Below are 16,889 nucleotides of genomic sequence, written 5' to 3'. Positions count from 1 at the left end.
GTTATCTATTTACGAAAAAATCATTAAAGGAAGCAACTATGTTTTGTATTCAATGTGAGCAAACAATAACCACACCAACCGCTAAAGGCTGTAGCTATGCTCAAGGTATGTGTGGCAAAACCGCTGAGGTATCAGATCTACAAGATATTTTAGTCGCCGCCCTACAACGGGTCTCCTTCTGGGCCAATCAGGGACGACAGTATCAGCTGATCAATCGCCAGATTGACCGCTGGTGCTGCCAGAGTTTCTTCTCAACATTAACTAATGTTAACTTTGATCCAGAAAGAATCTTAAGCTATATCATCGAAGCCAACCATTACGCGCTATTATTAGAGCAGCAAGTCGTTGCCGCCGCTCAGCAAGCCCAACGCCCGTTAGCCCCACTCACCTATGCCGCGAAAATGACCTATCCGACCAATAAAGCAGAGCTACTTGAACTTGCACCATTGGTGGCTTTAAACTGTGGTCATGAGCAGGTTGATGCTGATATTCTTGGTGCGAGATTACTGGCTTTATATGGCTTGAAAGGTGCTGCAGCCTATATGGAACACGCAGCAGTACTCGGCCAAGTGCGGGATGATATTTCAGCCGAGTATCATCGAATTATGACAATATTAGGTAATAATCCTAACGACCTCAATACCTTAGTCACGCTCTCTTTGGATATCGGACGTTTAAACTATCAAGTCATGCAGATGCTTGATTTAGGTGAAACTACCGCTTTCGGCCACCCAACGCCGACTCAAGTCAATACGCAGCCAATAGCGGGTAAGTGCATTTTAGTATCAGGTCACGATTTTCATGACTTACGTTTGATTCTAGAACAGACACAGAACACAGGCATCAATGTTTATACTCATGGTGAAATGCTACCGGCTCACGCCTATCCTGAACTTAAGAAATACCCACACTTAGTCGGTAATTTCGGCAGCGCTTGGCAGAACCAGCAACATGAGTTTGCCAATTTCCCAGGCGCTATCGTGATGACCTCAAACTGTATTATTAATCCATTTGTTGGTCAGTATGCTGATCGTATCTTTACCCGTAGTATTGTGGGCTGGCCTGGCGTGACCCATATTGAAGGCGATGATTTTAGCGCGGTTATCGATAGTGCGCTTAATCAAACTGGATTTACGTATTCACAAATTGAACATTTTATTACGATTGGTTTTGCACGCAATACATTGATGAATGTTGCACCAACGGTGATTGAAGAGATTAAAGCAGGCCATATTAACCACTTTTTCTTAATTGGTGGCTGTGATGGCGGTAAAGCAGAACGTCACTACTATACCGATATGGCTAGCAAAGTCCCCACTGATAGCGTCATTTTGACCTTAGGCTGTGGTAAATACCGTTTTAATAAACAGGATTTTGGTGATATTCATGGCATCCCGCGTTTATTAGATATTGGTCAATGTAATGATGCTTACTCTGCCATTCAGCTGGCGTTGGCTTTAGCTGAGACCTTTAAATGTAGTGTGAATGAACTCCCCCTCACCTTGGTTTTATCTTGGTTTGAGCAAAAAGCCATTGTCATCTTGCTAACATTACTTTCTTTAGGCGTCAAAGGCATTTATACTGGTCCGACAATGCCGGCTTTTTTAACCGATAATTTACTCTCGTTCTTACAATCTGAGTTTGATATACGCATGACAACGGATGCCGATTCGGATTTAGCAACAATACTATCGGCAAAAGTCGCTTAAATTATAAATAGTATGACATTATAACGCCACCGACCTTGATCGGTGGCGAAAGGAATAGCGATTATGTCTTTTTATCCTCTACCGCTTACTTTAACTGCTAGACATGCAGAAACCGTAGACTGCGAAAGTTTTTATTTCACTGCCAAATCCGTGCCATTTTTTTCGTTTAAACCAGGGCAATACGCTTTATTAGCCGTCACCATTGACGATAAGACCTATGTTAGAGCTTATTCCATGAGCTCACAACCCAATAGTCCAATCTTAAGATTAACCATTAAAAGAGCACCACAAGGGATTGTTTCAAACTGGCTGATTGATCATTTAAAACCAGGCCAGCAAGTCACACTAAATGGGTTTGCTGGGGATTTTAATATCATTGATCACCCGTTCCGCCGTAAAGTACTATTTATTAGTGCTGGTTGTGGCATTACACCGGTCATGTCGATGACGGAATATTTACTGAAACAGGCTAATCCACCTGCGATTGAATTTTTGCATTGTGCTAAAGATGAACACAACGTTATCTTTCATCAACAATTGATGGAACTAGCTCACGAATTTACAACTTTTAATTATCATCTCAGACTAAAAAGTTGTACGTCCGATCAGCCACACAGCACCCGTTCAGTGGGTCGTATCACTTCAGCATTTATCGATGCACACTATCCCCAACTAGCCAAAGAGTATACGCTGTTTGTTTGTGGTTCAGGAAAATTCACCGCCGAGCTTAAGCAATTACTCGTTGAGCAGGCTTTCGATATGGCTCATTTTCATCATGAATATTTTACGATCTCATCGACGGCTAACGATGATAACTTAGCCACACCATCAGCAGTAACAGTGCAGGTTCCGGCCTTTAATATTAATCAAACTGCTCAGTTAGAAGATACATTACTTGACGTTTTAAGCTCGGCACAATTACCCATTATTGCTGCTTGTCGCGCCGGTGTTTGTGGCGCTTGCAAATGTAAGGTTGAACAGGGTGATGTAAGTAGTGATAATATGCTAGCCCTTACTCAAGAAGAGATCGCACAAGGTTATCGCCTAGCTTGCGTGGGTAAAATTAAAAGCGATGTAGAGATTTCACTAATCTAAGTCAATACACAGTGATTGATTTAGATTAGTCGATTATATAAGGTAAGTGGCAATAAATAGAATGAGGGATTGTTTACGTGCAGTTATCCAGTTTTACTGATTATGGTATTCGTGTGCTGATCTATCTAGCCGCTTTAGATCAACATACCCTGACCAACATTAGCACTGTCAGCCAACGTTACCATATCTCTAGAAATCATCTGGTCAAAGTGGTACATAAGCTCGGTCAACTTGGTTATATCGAAACGATTCGCGGTAAAAATGGGGGGATCCGCTTACAAAAACCCGCTGCACAAATTAATATCGGTGAGGTTATCAAATTATTAGAGCCGCTCGAAATTTTAAATTGTCATCTCTCTTTTTGCCATATTAGCCCTGAATGCCGTTTAAAAGGTTATCTCAGCGACGCCAAAAAAGCTTTTTTACAAGCATTAGCACAATATACCCTCGCCGATCTGGTGGATGATAACCCTAAACTGATTAATTTACTGTAACCGTTACCTAGGGATTATCATCTTACTTTTTGATAATACTCATGTTGACCTAACTGATAGCCCATTTTTAAAGTGGCGGCAATGTTTCTAGCACTTAAAAAGAGATTATCTTTGGTCGTTTGAGGTTGTAATGCTGACTCTAGCGTCGATATGCGTGAAAGAATGCTAAACATGGCACTGATCCCATACGGATAGACGCTCTCCGCTTTCTCGCCAAAACTACCAACAATCGCAATAACCGGTTTGTGATACTTTTTTGCCAGCGTCGCGACGCCAATAGGTACTTTACCATTGAGACTTTGATGATCTAAACGACCTTCCCCGGTAATGACTAAATCGGCTTGTTGAATCAACGGTGCTAACTGAAGCTGCTCGGTGATAATCTCAATACCGGGTTTGAGCTGTGCATTTAAAAAAGCCAGCAGACCGGCGCCCATACCACCCGCCGCACCGGTACCGGGAATATGTTCAACATCTCGACCTAAATCTCGTTTGATGATCTTGGCGAAATGTTTGAGTGCTTTATCTAATAACGCAATGTCCTCGCAAGAAGCGCCTTTCTGCGGGCCAAAGACTGCAGAGGCGCCTTGTTGACCCGTCAATGGATTGGTGACGTCACAAGCCACCTCAAACTGACAGTCAGCAAGACGTGGATCTATCGCCTGCATATCAATACGTACCAGTTGACGCAAATTTTTGCCACCATAACCGATTTGTTGACCGGCATCATCGAGCAGTTTGACACCCAGCGCTTGCAACATGCCTGCGCCGCCATCATTGGTGGCACTGCCGCCGATACCGATAATAAATTGGCGCGCGCCTTTGTCCAACGCATCAAGAATTAATTCACCGGTGCCGTAGGAGGTGGTGGTTTTGGCATCGCGTTTTTCAGTCGGTACCCGCTCTAGTCCGCTAGCGGCGGCCATCTCAATAATTGCGCACCGCTTATCCCCCGAGAGACCATAAAAAGCTGTCCCTTTTTCACCTAAAGGATCGGTAATGGTGGTTGTGATAATCTCCCCTTTTAAAGCGTGCACCATCGCTTCAACCGTGCCTTCACCCCCATCGGCAATCGGTCTGATGATATAGTCGGCCTCGGGGAATATCTCACAAAAACCGGCTTTGATCGTATTCGCAATATCCAGGGCTGATAAGCTCTCTTTAAATGAGTCGGGCGCAATGATAATTTTCATATCTTTCCTTAATCAACGATTATTCCATACTGAGCATATACCGCTAATCGATAATCATGATAATTTATCCATTTACGAGATATGACCGGTTTCCTGACTATGCTTGCCCCCAAGACTTTAACACTACTCTGCGATAATTGCAGTATTATGCTCAATATGATTGTCATGCGACTGTATGTCTAGTTACTGAATTTCAATGTTGGCTAATTTTTCATAATAACAAGCTAAGGCACTATGATCCGCCTGTCCTAAACCCTCAGTACGCAGCGCTTGCATCATCTCCATGACCGCCGCGGTTAAAGGCAATGAGGTACCGACGCCATGCGAGGTATCGAGCGCGTTTTGCAGATCTTTAATATGTAAGTCGATTCTAAATCCCGGTTTAAAATTACGCTTAAGCACCATCGGGGCTTTGGCATCGAGTACCGTACTACCGGCAAGTCCACCGCGGATGGCTTGATAGACCAGCTCAGGATCCACGCCGGCTTTAGTGGCCAAAATCAGTGCTTCTGACATCGCAGCAATATTTAAGGCAACAATCACCTGATTGGCGAGTTTAGTGACATTGCCGGCACCAATCTCGCCAGTATAAACGACCGAGCCGGCCATGGCTTTCATGATTCCAGCATACTTATCAAATACGGCCTTATCACCGCCAACCATCACTGATAACGTGCCATCAATCGCCTTCGGTTCGCCACCGCTCACCGGTGCATCAAGCATCGATAAGCCCTTTTTAATCACTGCTGCATGGATTTCTCGGCTGGCGAGTGGCGCAATCGAACTCATATCAATAATCACCGTACCTGACGGCGCAAAGGCTAAAATGCCCCCTTCACCTAAAACAACCTCTTTCACATGCGGCGAATTCGGTAACATCGTAATAATGACCTGACAAGATTGGGCAATCGTTTTAATATTATGCGCGGCTTGAGCACCGGCTGCGACTATCTCATCAACGGCGGCATGATTTCTGTCATATACCACTAATGCGTAACCGGCTTTGAGCAGGTTACGACTCATCGGTTTGCCCATAATTCCTAAGCCAATAAATCCAATTTTCATTATTTCACTCCTCTGTTTTATGATTTCAAATATTTGTCAGCCAGTGCCTGAGAATGGGCACGTAATATTCCTACATCACTGCCAACACCAACAAAACTCGCCCCCATCGCCATATACCGTCTGGCATCTGCTTCAACTGGCGCCAGAATACCACAGGGTTTATGCAGTTTTTTTGCTACATCAAATACAAATTGAATTGCCTTTTGCACATCAGGATGATTAGGATCACCAAAATGGCCTAACGAGGCAGATAAATCACTCGGTCCAATAAACAGCAGATCGACGCCGTCAACCGCTGCAATCGCTGATAAATTATCCAGCGCCAGTTGAGACTCAATTTGCACCATCACGCTAATGCAGCGATTGATATTGTCGAAATAGTCTTTGATTCTGCCAAACTGATTACTGCGATGTGCAACCGAAACGCCCCTGATGCCTTCGGGTGGATAGCGAGTGGCGGCAACTGCTTGTCTGGCTTGGGCTTCGGTCTCAATAAAGGGAATTAAAAAATTATAAAAACCGATATCCAGTAAACGTTTAATGAGCACCGGATCATTACAAGCCGGTCTGACGATGGCCGCCGCTGAACTCTCTTTTAACGCCATCAATTGCGGTATAAGCGATAAAACGTCATTGGGCGCATGCTCACTATCGAGCAGTATCCAATCGAATCCGGCATATCCGAGGATTTCCGTAGTAATCAGACTTCCCAGCGCCCCCCAACAACCAATCCGTGTTTTTCCTGCTAATAGATCGTCTTTTAACTGATTATGACAACGCAACGTGTTCATTTCTGTTCTCCTTTACACCACTTGCCCCTCTCGCGAAGCTGATCGGCAGCGTGCTCAACTCAATATAATTAATCCCTAACGTACCAGACACGGCCGTTTGCTATCAAAGCGCCAGTCAGGAATCAGATATTGCATCGCCATCGCGTCATTACGCGTTCCTAATCCTTGTTGTTTAAATAATTCGTGGGCTTTCATCACTTGATCCATATCGATATCAATCCCTAAGCCGGGTTTCGCCGGTACTTTAATTTTGCCATTGACGATCTGCAGCGGCGACTTGGTTAAACGTTGATTGCCCTCCTGCCAGATCCAGTGGGTATCAAGTGCTGTGGGGGTTCCCGGTGCCGCGGCCCCCACATGGGTAAACATGGCCAGTGAGATATCGAAGTGATTATTGGAGTGAGAGCCCCAGGTTAAGCCCCATTCATGACACATTTGTGCCACCCGCACCGAGCCCTGCAGGGTCCAGAAATGCGGATCGGCCAGCGGGATATCAACTGATTGTAATTGCAAGGTGTGGCCCATCTCACGCCAATCCGTCGCAATCATATTGGTGGCCGTTGGCAGGCCGGTCGCACGGCGAAACTCCGCCATAATTTCACGGCCGGAATAGCCCTGTTCAGCGCCGCAGGGATCTTCAGCATAGGCCAGCGTGCCTTTCAGGTATTGACCAATCCCAATCGCTTCATCGAGCATCCAGCCGCCATTCGGATCAAGGGTTACCCGGGCATCAGGAAAAGCGCGTTTAATCGCTATCACCGCTTCAGCCTCATCAGCAGCCGACAGCACACCGCCTTTTAACTTGAAATCACGAAAACCATATTTTTCATAAGTCGCCTGTGCAAAATCGGCAATCGCCTGTGGCGTTAAAGCCTGATTATGACGAATACGATACCACTCACACTGTTCATCGGGTTGGCTTTGATAAGGCAGATCGGTTTGGCTGCGATCACCAACAAAAAACAGATAACCCAGCATCTCAACCTCATCACGTTGCTGACCATCTCCTAGCAGCGCAGCAACCGGCACATTTAAGTACTGACCTAACAGATCGAGCATCGCCGTTTCAATCGCCGTCACCACATGAATAGTCGAACGTTGATCGAAAGTCTGATTTCCCCGTCCGCCCACATCACGAGCGGCAAAGGTTTGGCGCACGGTATTCATCACATGATGATACTGCGCAATCGACTTGCCCACTACTAGCGGTATCGCCTCCACCAGCGTTTGCGTCACACAGCCCACACAAGGCACCTCACCCAAGCCGGTATGACCGGCACTATCTTTTAAAATCACAATATTACGGGTGAAGTAGGGTGAGTGAGCTCCACTCAAATTGAGCAACATACTATCAAACCCTGCTACAGGAATGACCTGCATAGCAGTAATGATCGGCGTAGATGAAAGCATCTTATTTTCCTCATTAAATAAATAACATATTGGTTATCTGACCAGACAAGGACGTTTGCGATCAAAGGTCCAACCGGGGATGATAGACTGCATCGCCACGCCATCATTACGGGCGCCAGAGGGTAGCTTTTGATAAAGTGCATGGGCTTTTTCAATCTCAGCCATATCGATATCGATACCCAGTCCAGGCTTACCATTGAGCTGAATATGACCATCGACGATTTGCAGCGGATCTTTTGTTAAACGGGCTTGTCCCTCCTGCCATATCCAGTGAGTATCTAATGCCGTAATCTGACCGGGTGCACTAGCGCCGACCTGGGTAAACATGGCCAGCGAGATATCAAAATGATTATTTGAATGACATCCCCAAGTGAGTCCCCATTCATGACAGAGCTGCGCCACTCGACTGGCGCCGGTAAGTGTCCAGAAATGAGGATCAGCCAGCGGGATATCGACGGATTGTAATTGCATGGCATGGCCGAGCTCGCGCCAGTTGGTCGCCACCATATTGGTCGCGGTAGGAATACCGGTAGCACGCCGAAATTCGACCATCACTTCACGACTAGAGTAGCCCTGTTCGGCGCCACAAGGATCTTCGGCATAGGTTAATATATCGTTTAATCCGTGGCAGAGTTCGATAGCCTGCTGCAGTGACCAACCCCCATTGGGATCGACAGTGATGCGAGCATCGGCAAAGTATTTTTTCAGCGCCTTGACGGTATCAATCTCTGTTTCGCCCGCAAAGACACCGCCTTTTAATTTAAAGTCCTTAAATCCATAGCGATCTTGCGCAGCCTGCGCTAAATCGACTATCGCCTCGGGAGTCATTGCAGCGCGGCGGCGCAAATTATACCAGTGATGCTGATTAGTCAGCGGGGTGTCATAAGGCAGATCGGTTTTTTGCGCATCACCAATATAAAACAGATAACCTAAAACCGGCACACGGTCGCGCTGTTGACCTGCCCCTAATAGCTCTGCGACCGGTACCCCCAAATACTGTCCCATTAAATCCAGTAAAGCCGCTTCAAGCGCTGCAACCGCATTAACCCGTAACTCAAAGGTCCAGGCGCCCTGCGCAAAACTATCATAATCAGTATTCACATAGCCCTGATGCATCTGGTTCACTATTTTGTTTAATAGCGAAATAGGCTGCCCTTCAACATGTGCAGTAGCTTGCAATAAAGCCTGCTCAATCGTGGTTCCGCCAGGTGCTTCACCCACACCAGTATGGCCAGCGCTATCCTTTAAAATCACAATATTTCGGGTAAAAAACGGGCTATGTGCCCCGCCGATATTGAGCAGCATACTATCCCAGCCAGCCACAGGAATAACCTGCATCGACTGGATGATAGGTACAGATTGTGAATGCATAGATTGACCTCGACTCATTGTATTAAATGACTGTATTGAAATGACTGAATTCAAATGACTACTTTTTTAATTCCATGCGCTTAATTGGTCCAACGATAAACAAGAAGCTAAACGCGGCCAGCAGAGCGTGCGCAGCAACAAACACCAGCGCCCATTCAAAGCGTCCACTTATCGCCACAATGTAACCAATAATAATCGGTGAAATAATACTCGACGCATTACCACACATATTGAATAAGCCACCCGCCAGACCGCAGATCTCTTTAGGCGCGGTATCGGCCATTACAGCCCAACCCAATGCGCCAAATCCTTTACCAAAAAAGGCCATTGACATAAAGGCAATCACCCAGACAACCGAATCAACATAGTTGCAAAAAATCATCGTCATCGAAAACAGCATCCCCATGACGATCGGTGTCTTTCTAGCAATCGAAAGGGAGTGGGTTTTACGCATCAAGAAATCGGAGCATACCCCGCCAGATAAGCCACCCACAAAACCACAAATGGCCGGAATAGCCGCGGCAAAACCTACCTCTTTAATATTTAAACCGCGTTCAGTGGCTAAATAGATAGGAAACCAAGTGATAAAGAAGAAGGTCAGCACATTAATACAGTATTGACCCAAATAGACGCCCAGCAACATGCGATTTTTTAATAACTGAGCAAGATAATTCAGTTTAGGTCCTTGCGCTTTTTCATCGTCAGCACAAGCCTGTTGGTCCATATCAACCAACCCGCCCCCTTGGGCAATATACTCAACCTCTGCGCTGTTAGCTAAGGGATGATCCTTCGGATTGCGAATCATCAACAACACCACAAAACTGATCAATATGCCAATCAATCCCATAAACCAGAAAACCGCTTGCCAACCGAACTCAAAGGTCAGCCAGCCCATGATTGGAGCAAAAATAACCGTCGCAAAGTATTGTGCAGAATTGAAAATCGCCACTGCGGTCGCTCTCTCTTTAGCCGGAAACCAAGCGGCGGTAATACGACTATTGCCAGGGAAAGATGGCGCCTCGGCAAAGCCCATTAGAAAGCGAAAGGTGAAGAGCATAATGATGGCCCAGGCACCGGTAAAAAAGTAGACACTACCTTGCAGTAAGGTGAAGATCGACCAGAAAAAGATACTACAGAAATAGACGCGCTTCGATCCGAAGCGATCGAGTAACCAGCCGCCGGGTAACTGGCCAATGACATAAGCAATGCCAAAAGAGGACATGACCCACCCCATCGCGGCAGCATCAAAACCGAGGGCGGTTTGCATACTTTTACCGGCAATACCTAAAGTTGCGCGATCGCCATAGTTAATTGCGGTCACAATAAACAGAAATACCACGATAGCCCAGCGAAAATTGGTTCTCTTGCGGGTCAGAACGATTGTACTTGTATCCATATCAAACCTCTAAAAAGTCAAAATTTATTTAGCATTAACGTGATATAAAACAATGCACTATTTTTAATTTTTGCTCAGAAACGTTTTATATGATTGGGCATCAGTATGGCGCTGAAAAAGAGAAAGATCATTGGAGGATAAACTGAAAAAAATTCGCTGAATTTAGATTAATTTGTGCATAATGCCTAAAAAAGGTTAACCTTTTCACACTTTTTGTTTTACTTGCTGAGTTTATGTGATTGCTATCACATAACATGATGAATCTGATAAAAAAAGCCATTTAAAAACTGACAATATTGTGCAAGATGACAATGTTATATTTCTCCTGACACGCTACTATGTTGAAAACATGCATCACAAGTCAGAGGAATATATGACCGATAATTTAACCAGACCACTATATATTAAGGTTAATCCACAAGATAATGTAGCCATTGTCGTCAATGACAAAGGATTAGCGCGAGGCACTCAATTTGACGATGGTTTAATCCTGCTTGATGATATTGCGCAAGGGCATAAGGTAGCCTTAGCCGATATTGCACAAGATAGCACCATTATTCGCTATGGTGAAATTATTGGTTACGCATTAACATCAATCGCTCGCGGTGAACGGATTGACGAAACAATCACGCGTATGCCCGTTGCCCCTCAATTAGACGATCTGGCTATTGCCACCAAAATACCGCCTGATTTACCACCCTTAACGGGTTATACCTTTGAAGGATATCGAAATGAGGATGGCTCGGTTGGCACGCGTAACTTATTAGGTATTACGATGAGTGTGAACTGCGTAGCTGGCGTGGTTGAATATGTGGTTAAAATCATCGAACGTGATCTACTGCCACGTTATCCGAATGTCGATGGGGTTGTCGCGCTGACCCACTTATATGGTTGTGGAGTCGCCATTGATGCCCCCGCCGCAATAATGCCAATCAGAAGCCTGCATAATCTGGCCAAAAACCCTAATTTTGGGGGTGAAGTGATGGTGGTCGGATTAGGCTGTGAAAAGCTCCAGCCGGCACATTTATTACAAGGAACCATCGACAGCATCCCGATTACTGTGCTTGAAAGTGATGATATCATCAGTTTACAAGATGAACGGCATCATGGTTTTGCTTCAATGGTCACGCATATTTTAGATGTCGCTGAACGCCATCTGGTACGTCTTAACCGCCGCCGCAGGGAAACGGTGCCGGTGTCTGAATTAGTAGTTGGTATGCAGTGCGGAGGAAGTGATGCTTTTTCGGGTATTACGTCAAATCCCGCGGTCGGCTTCGCTACTGACTTACTAGTAAGATGTGGCGCAACGGTATTGTTTTCAGAAGTCACTGAGGTGAGAGACGGTATCCATCTACTAACACCTAGAGCAGCTAATCGTGCTGTTGGTGAGGCGCTCATTAGAGAAATGCAGTGGTATGATGAGTATCTGGCGCAGGGACAGGTTGATCGTAGTGCTAACACCACGCCAGGGAATAAAAAAGGCGGATTAAATAATATTGTTGAAAAAGCCATGGGATCGATTACTAAATCAGGATCCAGTCCGATCGTTGAGGTATTATCGCCAGGTCAACGCCCGACTCAAAAAGGCCTGATCTTTGCCGCAACGCCTGCCAGTGATTTTATTTGTGGCACACAGCAAGTTGCATCCGGCATCACAGTACAAGTCTTTACCTCAGGTCGCGGTACGCCATATGGTCTGGCTATGGTTCCGGTCATTAAAATGGCGAGTCGTCATGAGATTGCCGAGCGTTGGTTTGATCTTATCGATATTAGTGCTGGCGATATAGCGCTGGGCAAAGCATCTATTGCGGATATCGGCTGGCAACTATTTCATCTGATTATTGCCGTGGCCAGTGGTCAACACATACCTTGGTCTGATCATTGGGGATTACACAATCCATTGGCTATTTTTAATCCTGCACCGGTGACCTAACCTATTTAATCTCAGATAATCTGAGCCGCCGTTAAAAAGGGCGGCGATCTCGATTGCATATCTATAATACCACTGCTGAAAAGCAGGTTAAGATTGTCACTCAATAATACGCGCTCAACTCGCTAGTGCTTATCTAGCTGTAACGCGATATAGAGTAGCATTCGATCGTCGAATTTATCCAGATTTAATCCGGTTAATTTAGCGATCTTATGTAACCGATACTCTAGGGTATTACGATGGATAAATAACGCTTGCGCTGTTTGGCTGTTATGTAAATTATGGTGAAACCACGTTTGTAAGGTTTTTTGTAATCCACCATGATGATCCGCTATGGCTAATTTTTTCAGCGGTAGCAGCAACTCTTCTGCTTGCCAGTTATAGCTTAATCCATGAAGTAATACCGGTAAAATTAGCGCTTGATAAGCGTAATTACGCTTAGTGAGCGAACGCTGTTTACCCACCAGCAGGGTAGTTTTAGCGGTTTGATAGGATTTGGCGATTTGCTTATCTTTTTGAGTAAAGAAGTTTCCAAGCGCAATACGCACATCAAGTTGATTTTGACTTTTAATTTGGTTTACTAGATTTTCTAGCTTAAGCTGGTGTTCAGCGATATCCCAACGTTTAAAACGATTCAGTGCAGGCATTAATATGACTATTTCATTTAATGATTGAATCGCGACTAAGCTATGTTTTAGCGTTGATTCGACGGTTTTTTGTAAATATTGTAACTCAGCCATCGCAGTGGTAATCCCGAGCTGCCCACTGTCGACTTCCAGCACCGCCACCACCCTTGCTAGCTCAAGATCAATCTGTAACTTACGCCCCCACTCGGCAAGATGTGTGTATAAATCATCAGACTGAATCAGTGAAAGAATTAACTCCTCCTTCAGACGATTATCTTGAGATAGTTGATTTAAAAGCTGAGCTTGTTCCATCATCATCTCAGCTGACATGCACACCAATTGACCAAACTGCGTAATCTGCTCAGGCTCGCCAGTTAGACCAATCGCACCAACGATTTTGAGGTTGTGTTTAAGTGGTAGGTTAATCCCTGGTTTAACGCCCTGTAGCGTTTGTGCGGTTGCTGAGTCAATTGAGACGACTCTTTGTTGTGTAATAGCCAATATTGCGCCTTCATGTAACTCACCTATTCTCTCCAGATCACCGCTACCAATAATTAGGCCATGTTCATCCATCACATTAATGTTGCAATTGATAATCGCCATAGTCCGTTGAACAATATTTTGGGCGATGTGTGGGGTTAAGTTATCATTGTTCATTAAATTGTTTGATAGTCAGGTGTCAATAGACTCATTACACCATGATTTATAGATTATATTCAATATGTTATAAAATAACGATGGCAATTTTGTGATAAAGATAACAAGACTCAATATAAACTATCAGAACCGCACTATGAAGTATTAGGTATGAGGTATGAGCAATCGACATCACACTATAAAATGAAAATAACACAGCAAAATACCCAGCAGCAAACGCTGGGTATTTTTGAATTCAGATTAGAAAGCGTAACGATAACCAATGTTAAACATCAAGTTGTTAAACTCATGACCCGTTGAATAATCAGCTTCAGCATAAATATGATGAACATGGGAAAAACTGATATTGGCACCTAAACCATTGTTAAACCAGTTAGAACGGAATATATAGTGATTAGGTCCACTACCATTAAAGCGGTAATCTACACTACCACTCATTTCACTGAGTAGGCCGGTTTTGACATAGACATTAACTGGGTTATTGCCACTAATTTGATAACCCAAGATGCCACTGACGCGGCCTAAGACACTATTATAATCACTTAATTTAATCGTCAAACCATTACTGGCATTTATATTATCACCATGTTGATAGCCATAGGTGATTTGGAGTTGTGGCTCGATATAGAAGCCTTGTTTGTCATCGGCAAACCAAACTCGTTTGCCGATTTCAGCTGATAGTGATAGACCTTCTGTACGGCCTTTACCTGCCACACTGGCCCCTTTAGTATCATAAACATTGAAGTTGTTTCTCATGTTGTTATATCTAAACGTTGCATCAAAATAGAAGCCATTATCTAATAAATAGGTTGCATAAATACCCGCTGAAATATTTTTGTTTTTACCTGTGCCGGCTTGATAATTGGGATCAGTTTGGGTATAACCGACCATAGCACCGATCATTAACTGCCCTTGCGCTACCGAAACCGGTGTATCAAAACCGAGTTGAGTTCCACTATAACGCATATCAAAATCAGTCATTAAACTGTCTGAAAATGAATCTAATTTACCGCCAAATGCTCTTAACCATAAGCCATTAGTTTGCGTACCAGAGAGCATGCCATTACGTAGATCACCTAAACGCTGCAGTAGCGTTTGATTTTCAATGTAATTGGTAAAATAACCGATATTTAGGAAACTGGTGGCAGCTTTAGCAGTAGTGGTTAAATTACCGCCTCCACCGTTATTTGAGCTACTGGCAGAATAGAGCTCTAAATTATTTGGCGATCCATCAACCGCTCTTAACTCATACTCATAAGCCCCTAATTCAACTTTATTGGCTAATGAAAAATCGGCATCATTGGTTGTGGTTTTTACTACCGTCAAGGTTTCATTGCCGGACGTTGAGGCTGCGCCATTATTCAGGATATTTAATTGATAAGTCCCTTGCGCTTGACCATTCACCGTTAATAGATCGCCCTTTTGGCCAACAATATCGGTGCGCATGTCAAATGTCCCGTTACCGATAAGCGAATTAGTGGTTAGCGTGACATAATCAGACTGATTGGCCCTGTTAGTCTGAGTGAAACTGATATTGCTCTGATTTAAATTAAGGCTAGAAACTTGCGAATTATCGCTTACATTCCAAGTACTACTATCCATGGTAAAATCGATCTCACTGCTGGCATCAGCTAATGTCGCCTTTCCATTTAACAGTGAACCGGCAGTCAGATTGGCTGATATCAGTCCTTTCTCCTCGGCATGAATATTACCATCAATATTGACTCGACCATCCAAATTAATGACCGACCCATCACCATTCACTACCAGTGCTAAACTGCCCGGATCATCATTAGCAATAATCCGGGTATGACCCGTTAAGTTGATCTTGCCCATTTTTTGCGCGTAAGCAGAGTAAGCTAAGCCAGACATGGTCAGGTTGGTATTTTCAGCGTTAATTACACCATTAGTATTAGCATAGAGTCCAATCACTTTTTTATCGGTATTCGCACTGTTATCAGCCTGAATATCAGTGTTAGCTAAATTTACCTGCGCCCCAATCCCACCAGATTGAACAGCCATTTTAGCCTTTATTGTGATCGTATTACGTTCGGTCTCACTGCCTAAAAAATTAATTGTCGATTTCGCACTAGAGATAGCATCACCTTGTACGGTATTCACTGAACTACCAGCACCAACATTGATAGTGCCACCATTAGAAGCTTGAATAGCATAACTGTTCATCCCTGTTGCTGTGGTACTGAGATGATCGGCCCTCACTAATGAATTTTGACCATAGGCCGATAGTGCACTGGTATTCGCCCCTTGCGTTAAGATTGTCGTATTTGAACCTAAATCAGTGGTTGATCCTTCCTGTAGATTAATGCCATCAGAGCCAGTCGTTATCACAGTTAAATTATCAGCCTTGAGTGAGCTCGATTGTGAAACTTGAATGCCGCCATCTGCGGTATCCGTTTTAATCACAGAATCACGACCTAAATCCAAATAAGCATTCGTCAGGTAAATACCATAACCATTAGGATTGGTGATACTCAGGTTCAATGCATTAGCCTGAATATGGCTACCGACTAGCCCATAAATCCCAATTCCTAATGCATTACCGTCAGTATTAATGACACTGCTATCCCCTAAATCGATCTGACTATAGCGACCTGCATTAATGCCGTATGCGTAGCCACCTGTCGCCTTTGTATTGATGGTTAAGTGAGTTCCTTTGACCTCTGTCGTATTTTCACCGATTTGTAGACCCGTTGCAGCAACACCATTACCGGTCGTGTTTATCGAGGTACCATCGCCCAAATCATTTGTGTTGGTGTTGCTGATAGTAACGCCATTTACCACTTGATCACTTTCAACAGTAATATCGGCAGAACCATTTATGGTTAAACTGTCTGTTGGTGTGGTGACATTGATACCGTACTTCTGTCCTTCATCAATCGATGAGACAGTATCACCGTCATTTAAGACAATACTACCGCCATTTAATGGTTGGTAATCAGTGGCATGTACTGACGAGGTATAATGAGTACTTAATATCATCGTTATCGTGGCTGTTAATAATTTTCGACTATTTTTCATCCCTAAATTCATCCTATGCTAGTACGGTAAAAATGAAATAATGATTATGAAAGTAATAATATAAACTTAATCTAATCACTTTAACTGACTAAAAAGTGATCATTTCCATCTAT

At 44.1% G+C, this 16,889-nt stretch carries 12 protein-coding genes; 4 read left to right on the top strand and 8 right to left on the bottom strand.

Annotation, left to right across the window (positions count from 1 at the left end):
- Positions 1-38 precede the first annotated feature (38 nt).
- The 3 genes from hcp (at position 39) to nsrR (ending at position 3,298) form a co-directional block, all read left to right on the top strand.
- On the top strand, positions 39-1,709 hold the full coding sequence (hcp, locus tag RHO15_05135; protein ID WVD64892.1) for a hydroxylamine reductase: 1,671 nt from the start codon (positions 39-41) through the stop codon (positions 1,707-1,709).
- A 63-nt stretch (positions 1,710-1,772) separates the two neighbouring features.
- Complete coding sequence (locus RHO15_05130) at positions 1,773-2,804, top strand: iron-sulfur cluster-binding domain-containing protein (protein ID WVD64891.1); 1,032 nt, start codon at positions 1,773-1,775, stop codon at positions 2,802-2,804.
- A gap of 77 nt (positions 2,805-2,881) precedes the next feature.
- Complete coding sequence (nsrR, locus tag RHO15_05125; protein ID WVD64890.1) at positions 2,882-3,298, top strand: nitric oxide-sensing transcriptional repressor NsrR; 417 nt, start codon at positions 2,882-2,884, stop codon at positions 3,296-3,298.
- A gap of 17 nt (positions 3,299-3,315) precedes the next feature.
- Here nsrR and RHO15_05120 read toward each other — a convergent pair whose 3' ends face one another.
- From RHO15_05120 to RHO15_05095, 6 genes are all read right to left on the bottom strand, one after another.
- Positions 3,316-4,491, bottom strand: a complete 1,176-nt coding sequence (locus tag RHO15_05120; GenBank protein ID WVD64889.1) for a glycerate kinase — start codon at positions 4,489-4,491, stop codon at positions 3,316-3,318.
- Between the two features lie 183 nt (positions 4,492-4,674).
- The gene (gene garR, locus RHO15_05115; protein ID WVD64888.1) at positions 4,675-5,556 is read right to left on the bottom strand and encodes a 2-hydroxy-3-oxopropionate reductase; all 882 of its coding nucleotides are present in this window, start codon (positions 5,554-5,556) and stop codon (positions 4,675-4,677) included.
- 17 nt (positions 5,557-5,573) lie between these two features.
- Positions 5,574-6,347 carry a 2-dehydro-3-deoxyglucarate aldolase gene (gene garL / locus RHO15_05110; protein ID WVD64887.1) on the bottom strand — a complete coding sequence of 258 codons (774 nt, stop codon included), beginning with the start codon at positions 6,345-6,347 and terminating at the stop codon, positions 5,574-5,576.
- Positions 6,348-6,422: 75 nt separating this feature from the next.
- The gene (locus RHO15_05105; protein WVD64886.1) at positions 6,423-7,757 is read right to left on the bottom strand and encodes an enolase C-terminal domain-like protein; all 1,335 of its coding nucleotides are present in this window, start codon (positions 7,755-7,757) and stop codon (positions 6,423-6,425) included.
- A 33-nt stretch (positions 7,758-7,790) separates the two neighbouring features.
- On the bottom strand, positions 7,791-9,128 hold the full coding sequence (locus RHO15_05100) for an enolase C-terminal domain-like protein (GenBank protein WVD64885.1): 1,338 nt from the start codon (positions 9,126-9,128) through the stop codon (positions 7,791-7,793).
- 58 nt (positions 9,129-9,186) lie between these two features.
- Complete coding sequence (locus RHO15_05095; protein ID WVD64884.1) at positions 9,187-10,524, bottom strand: MFS transporter; 1,338 nt, start codon at positions 10,522-10,524, stop codon at positions 9,187-9,189.
- A gap of 373 nt (positions 10,525-10,897) precedes the next feature.
- Between RHO15_05095 and garD the strand changes: the two genes are divergently transcribed.
- Positions 10,898-12,457, top strand: a complete 1,560-nt coding sequence (gene garD, locus RHO15_05090; protein ID WVD64883.1) for a galactarate dehydratase — start codon at positions 10,898-10,900, stop codon at positions 12,455-12,457.
- A gap of 122 nt (positions 12,458-12,579) precedes the next feature.
- Here garD and RHO15_05085 read toward each other — a convergent pair whose 3' ends face one another.
- On the bottom strand, positions 12,580-13,737 hold the full coding sequence (locus tag RHO15_05085; protein ID WVD64882.1) for a sugar diacid recognition domain-containing protein: 1,158 nt from the start codon (positions 13,735-13,737) through the stop codon (positions 12,580-12,582).
- A gap of 240 nt (positions 13,738-13,977) precedes the next feature.
- Positions 13,978-16,776, bottom strand: a complete 2,799-nt coding sequence (locus RHO15_05080; protein WVD64881.1) for an autotransporter outer membrane beta-barrel domain-containing protein — start codon at positions 16,774-16,776, stop codon at positions 13,978-13,980.
- Between the last annotated feature and the right edge of the window lie 113 nt (positions 16,777-16,889).

The organism is Orbaceae bacterium lpD01, assembly GCA_036251705.1.
In the GTDB taxonomy this organism is placed as follows: Bacteria; Pseudomonadota; Gammaproteobacteria; order Enterobacterales; family Orbaceae; genus Utexia; species Utexia brackfieldae.
This window is presented reverse-complemented; position numbering and strand designations above follow the sequence as displayed.

Bases quoted from the DNA above. Each gene is read 5' to 3' on its own strand.
- garR (WVD64888.1), bottom strand. From the start codon at position 5,556: ATGAAAATTGGATTTATTGGCTTAGGAATTATGGGCAAACCGATGAGT.
- RHO15_05130 (WVD64891.1), top strand. From the start codon at position 1,773: ATGTCTTTTTATCCTCTACCGCTTACTTTAACTGCTAGACATGCAGAA.
- RHO15_05080 (WVD64881.1), bottom strand. From the start codon at position 16,776: ATGAAAAATAGTCGAAAATTATTAACAGCCACGATAACGATGATATTA.
- garL (WVD64887.1), bottom strand. From the start codon at position 6,347: ATGAACACGTTGCGTTGTCATAATCAGTTAAAAGACGATCTATTAGCA.
- RHO15_05100 (WVD64885.1), bottom strand. From the start codon at position 9,128: ATGCATTCACAATCTGTACCTATCATCCAGTCGATGCAGGTTATTCCT.
- RHO15_05095 (WVD64884.1), bottom strand. From the start codon at position 10,524: ATGGATACAAGTACAATCGTTCTGACCCGCAAGAGAACCAATTTTCGC.
- RHO15_05105 (WVD64886.1), bottom strand. From the start codon at position 7,757: ATGCTTTCATCTACGCCGATCATTACTGCTATGCAGGTCATTCCTGTA.
- RHO15_05085 (WVD64882.1), bottom strand. From the start codon at position 13,737: ATGAACAATGATAACTTAACCCCACACATCGCCCAAAATATTGTTCAA.
- hcp (WVD64892.1), top strand. From the start codon at position 39: ATGTTTTGTATTCAATGTGAGCAAACAATAACCACACCAACCGCTAAA.
- RHO15_05120 (WVD64889.1), bottom strand. From the start codon at position 4,491: ATGAAAATTATCATTGCGCCCGACTCATTTAAAGAGAGCTTATCAGCC.
- garD (WVD64883.1), top strand. From the start codon at position 10,898: ATGACCGATAATTTAACCAGACCACTATATATTAAGGTTAATCCACAA.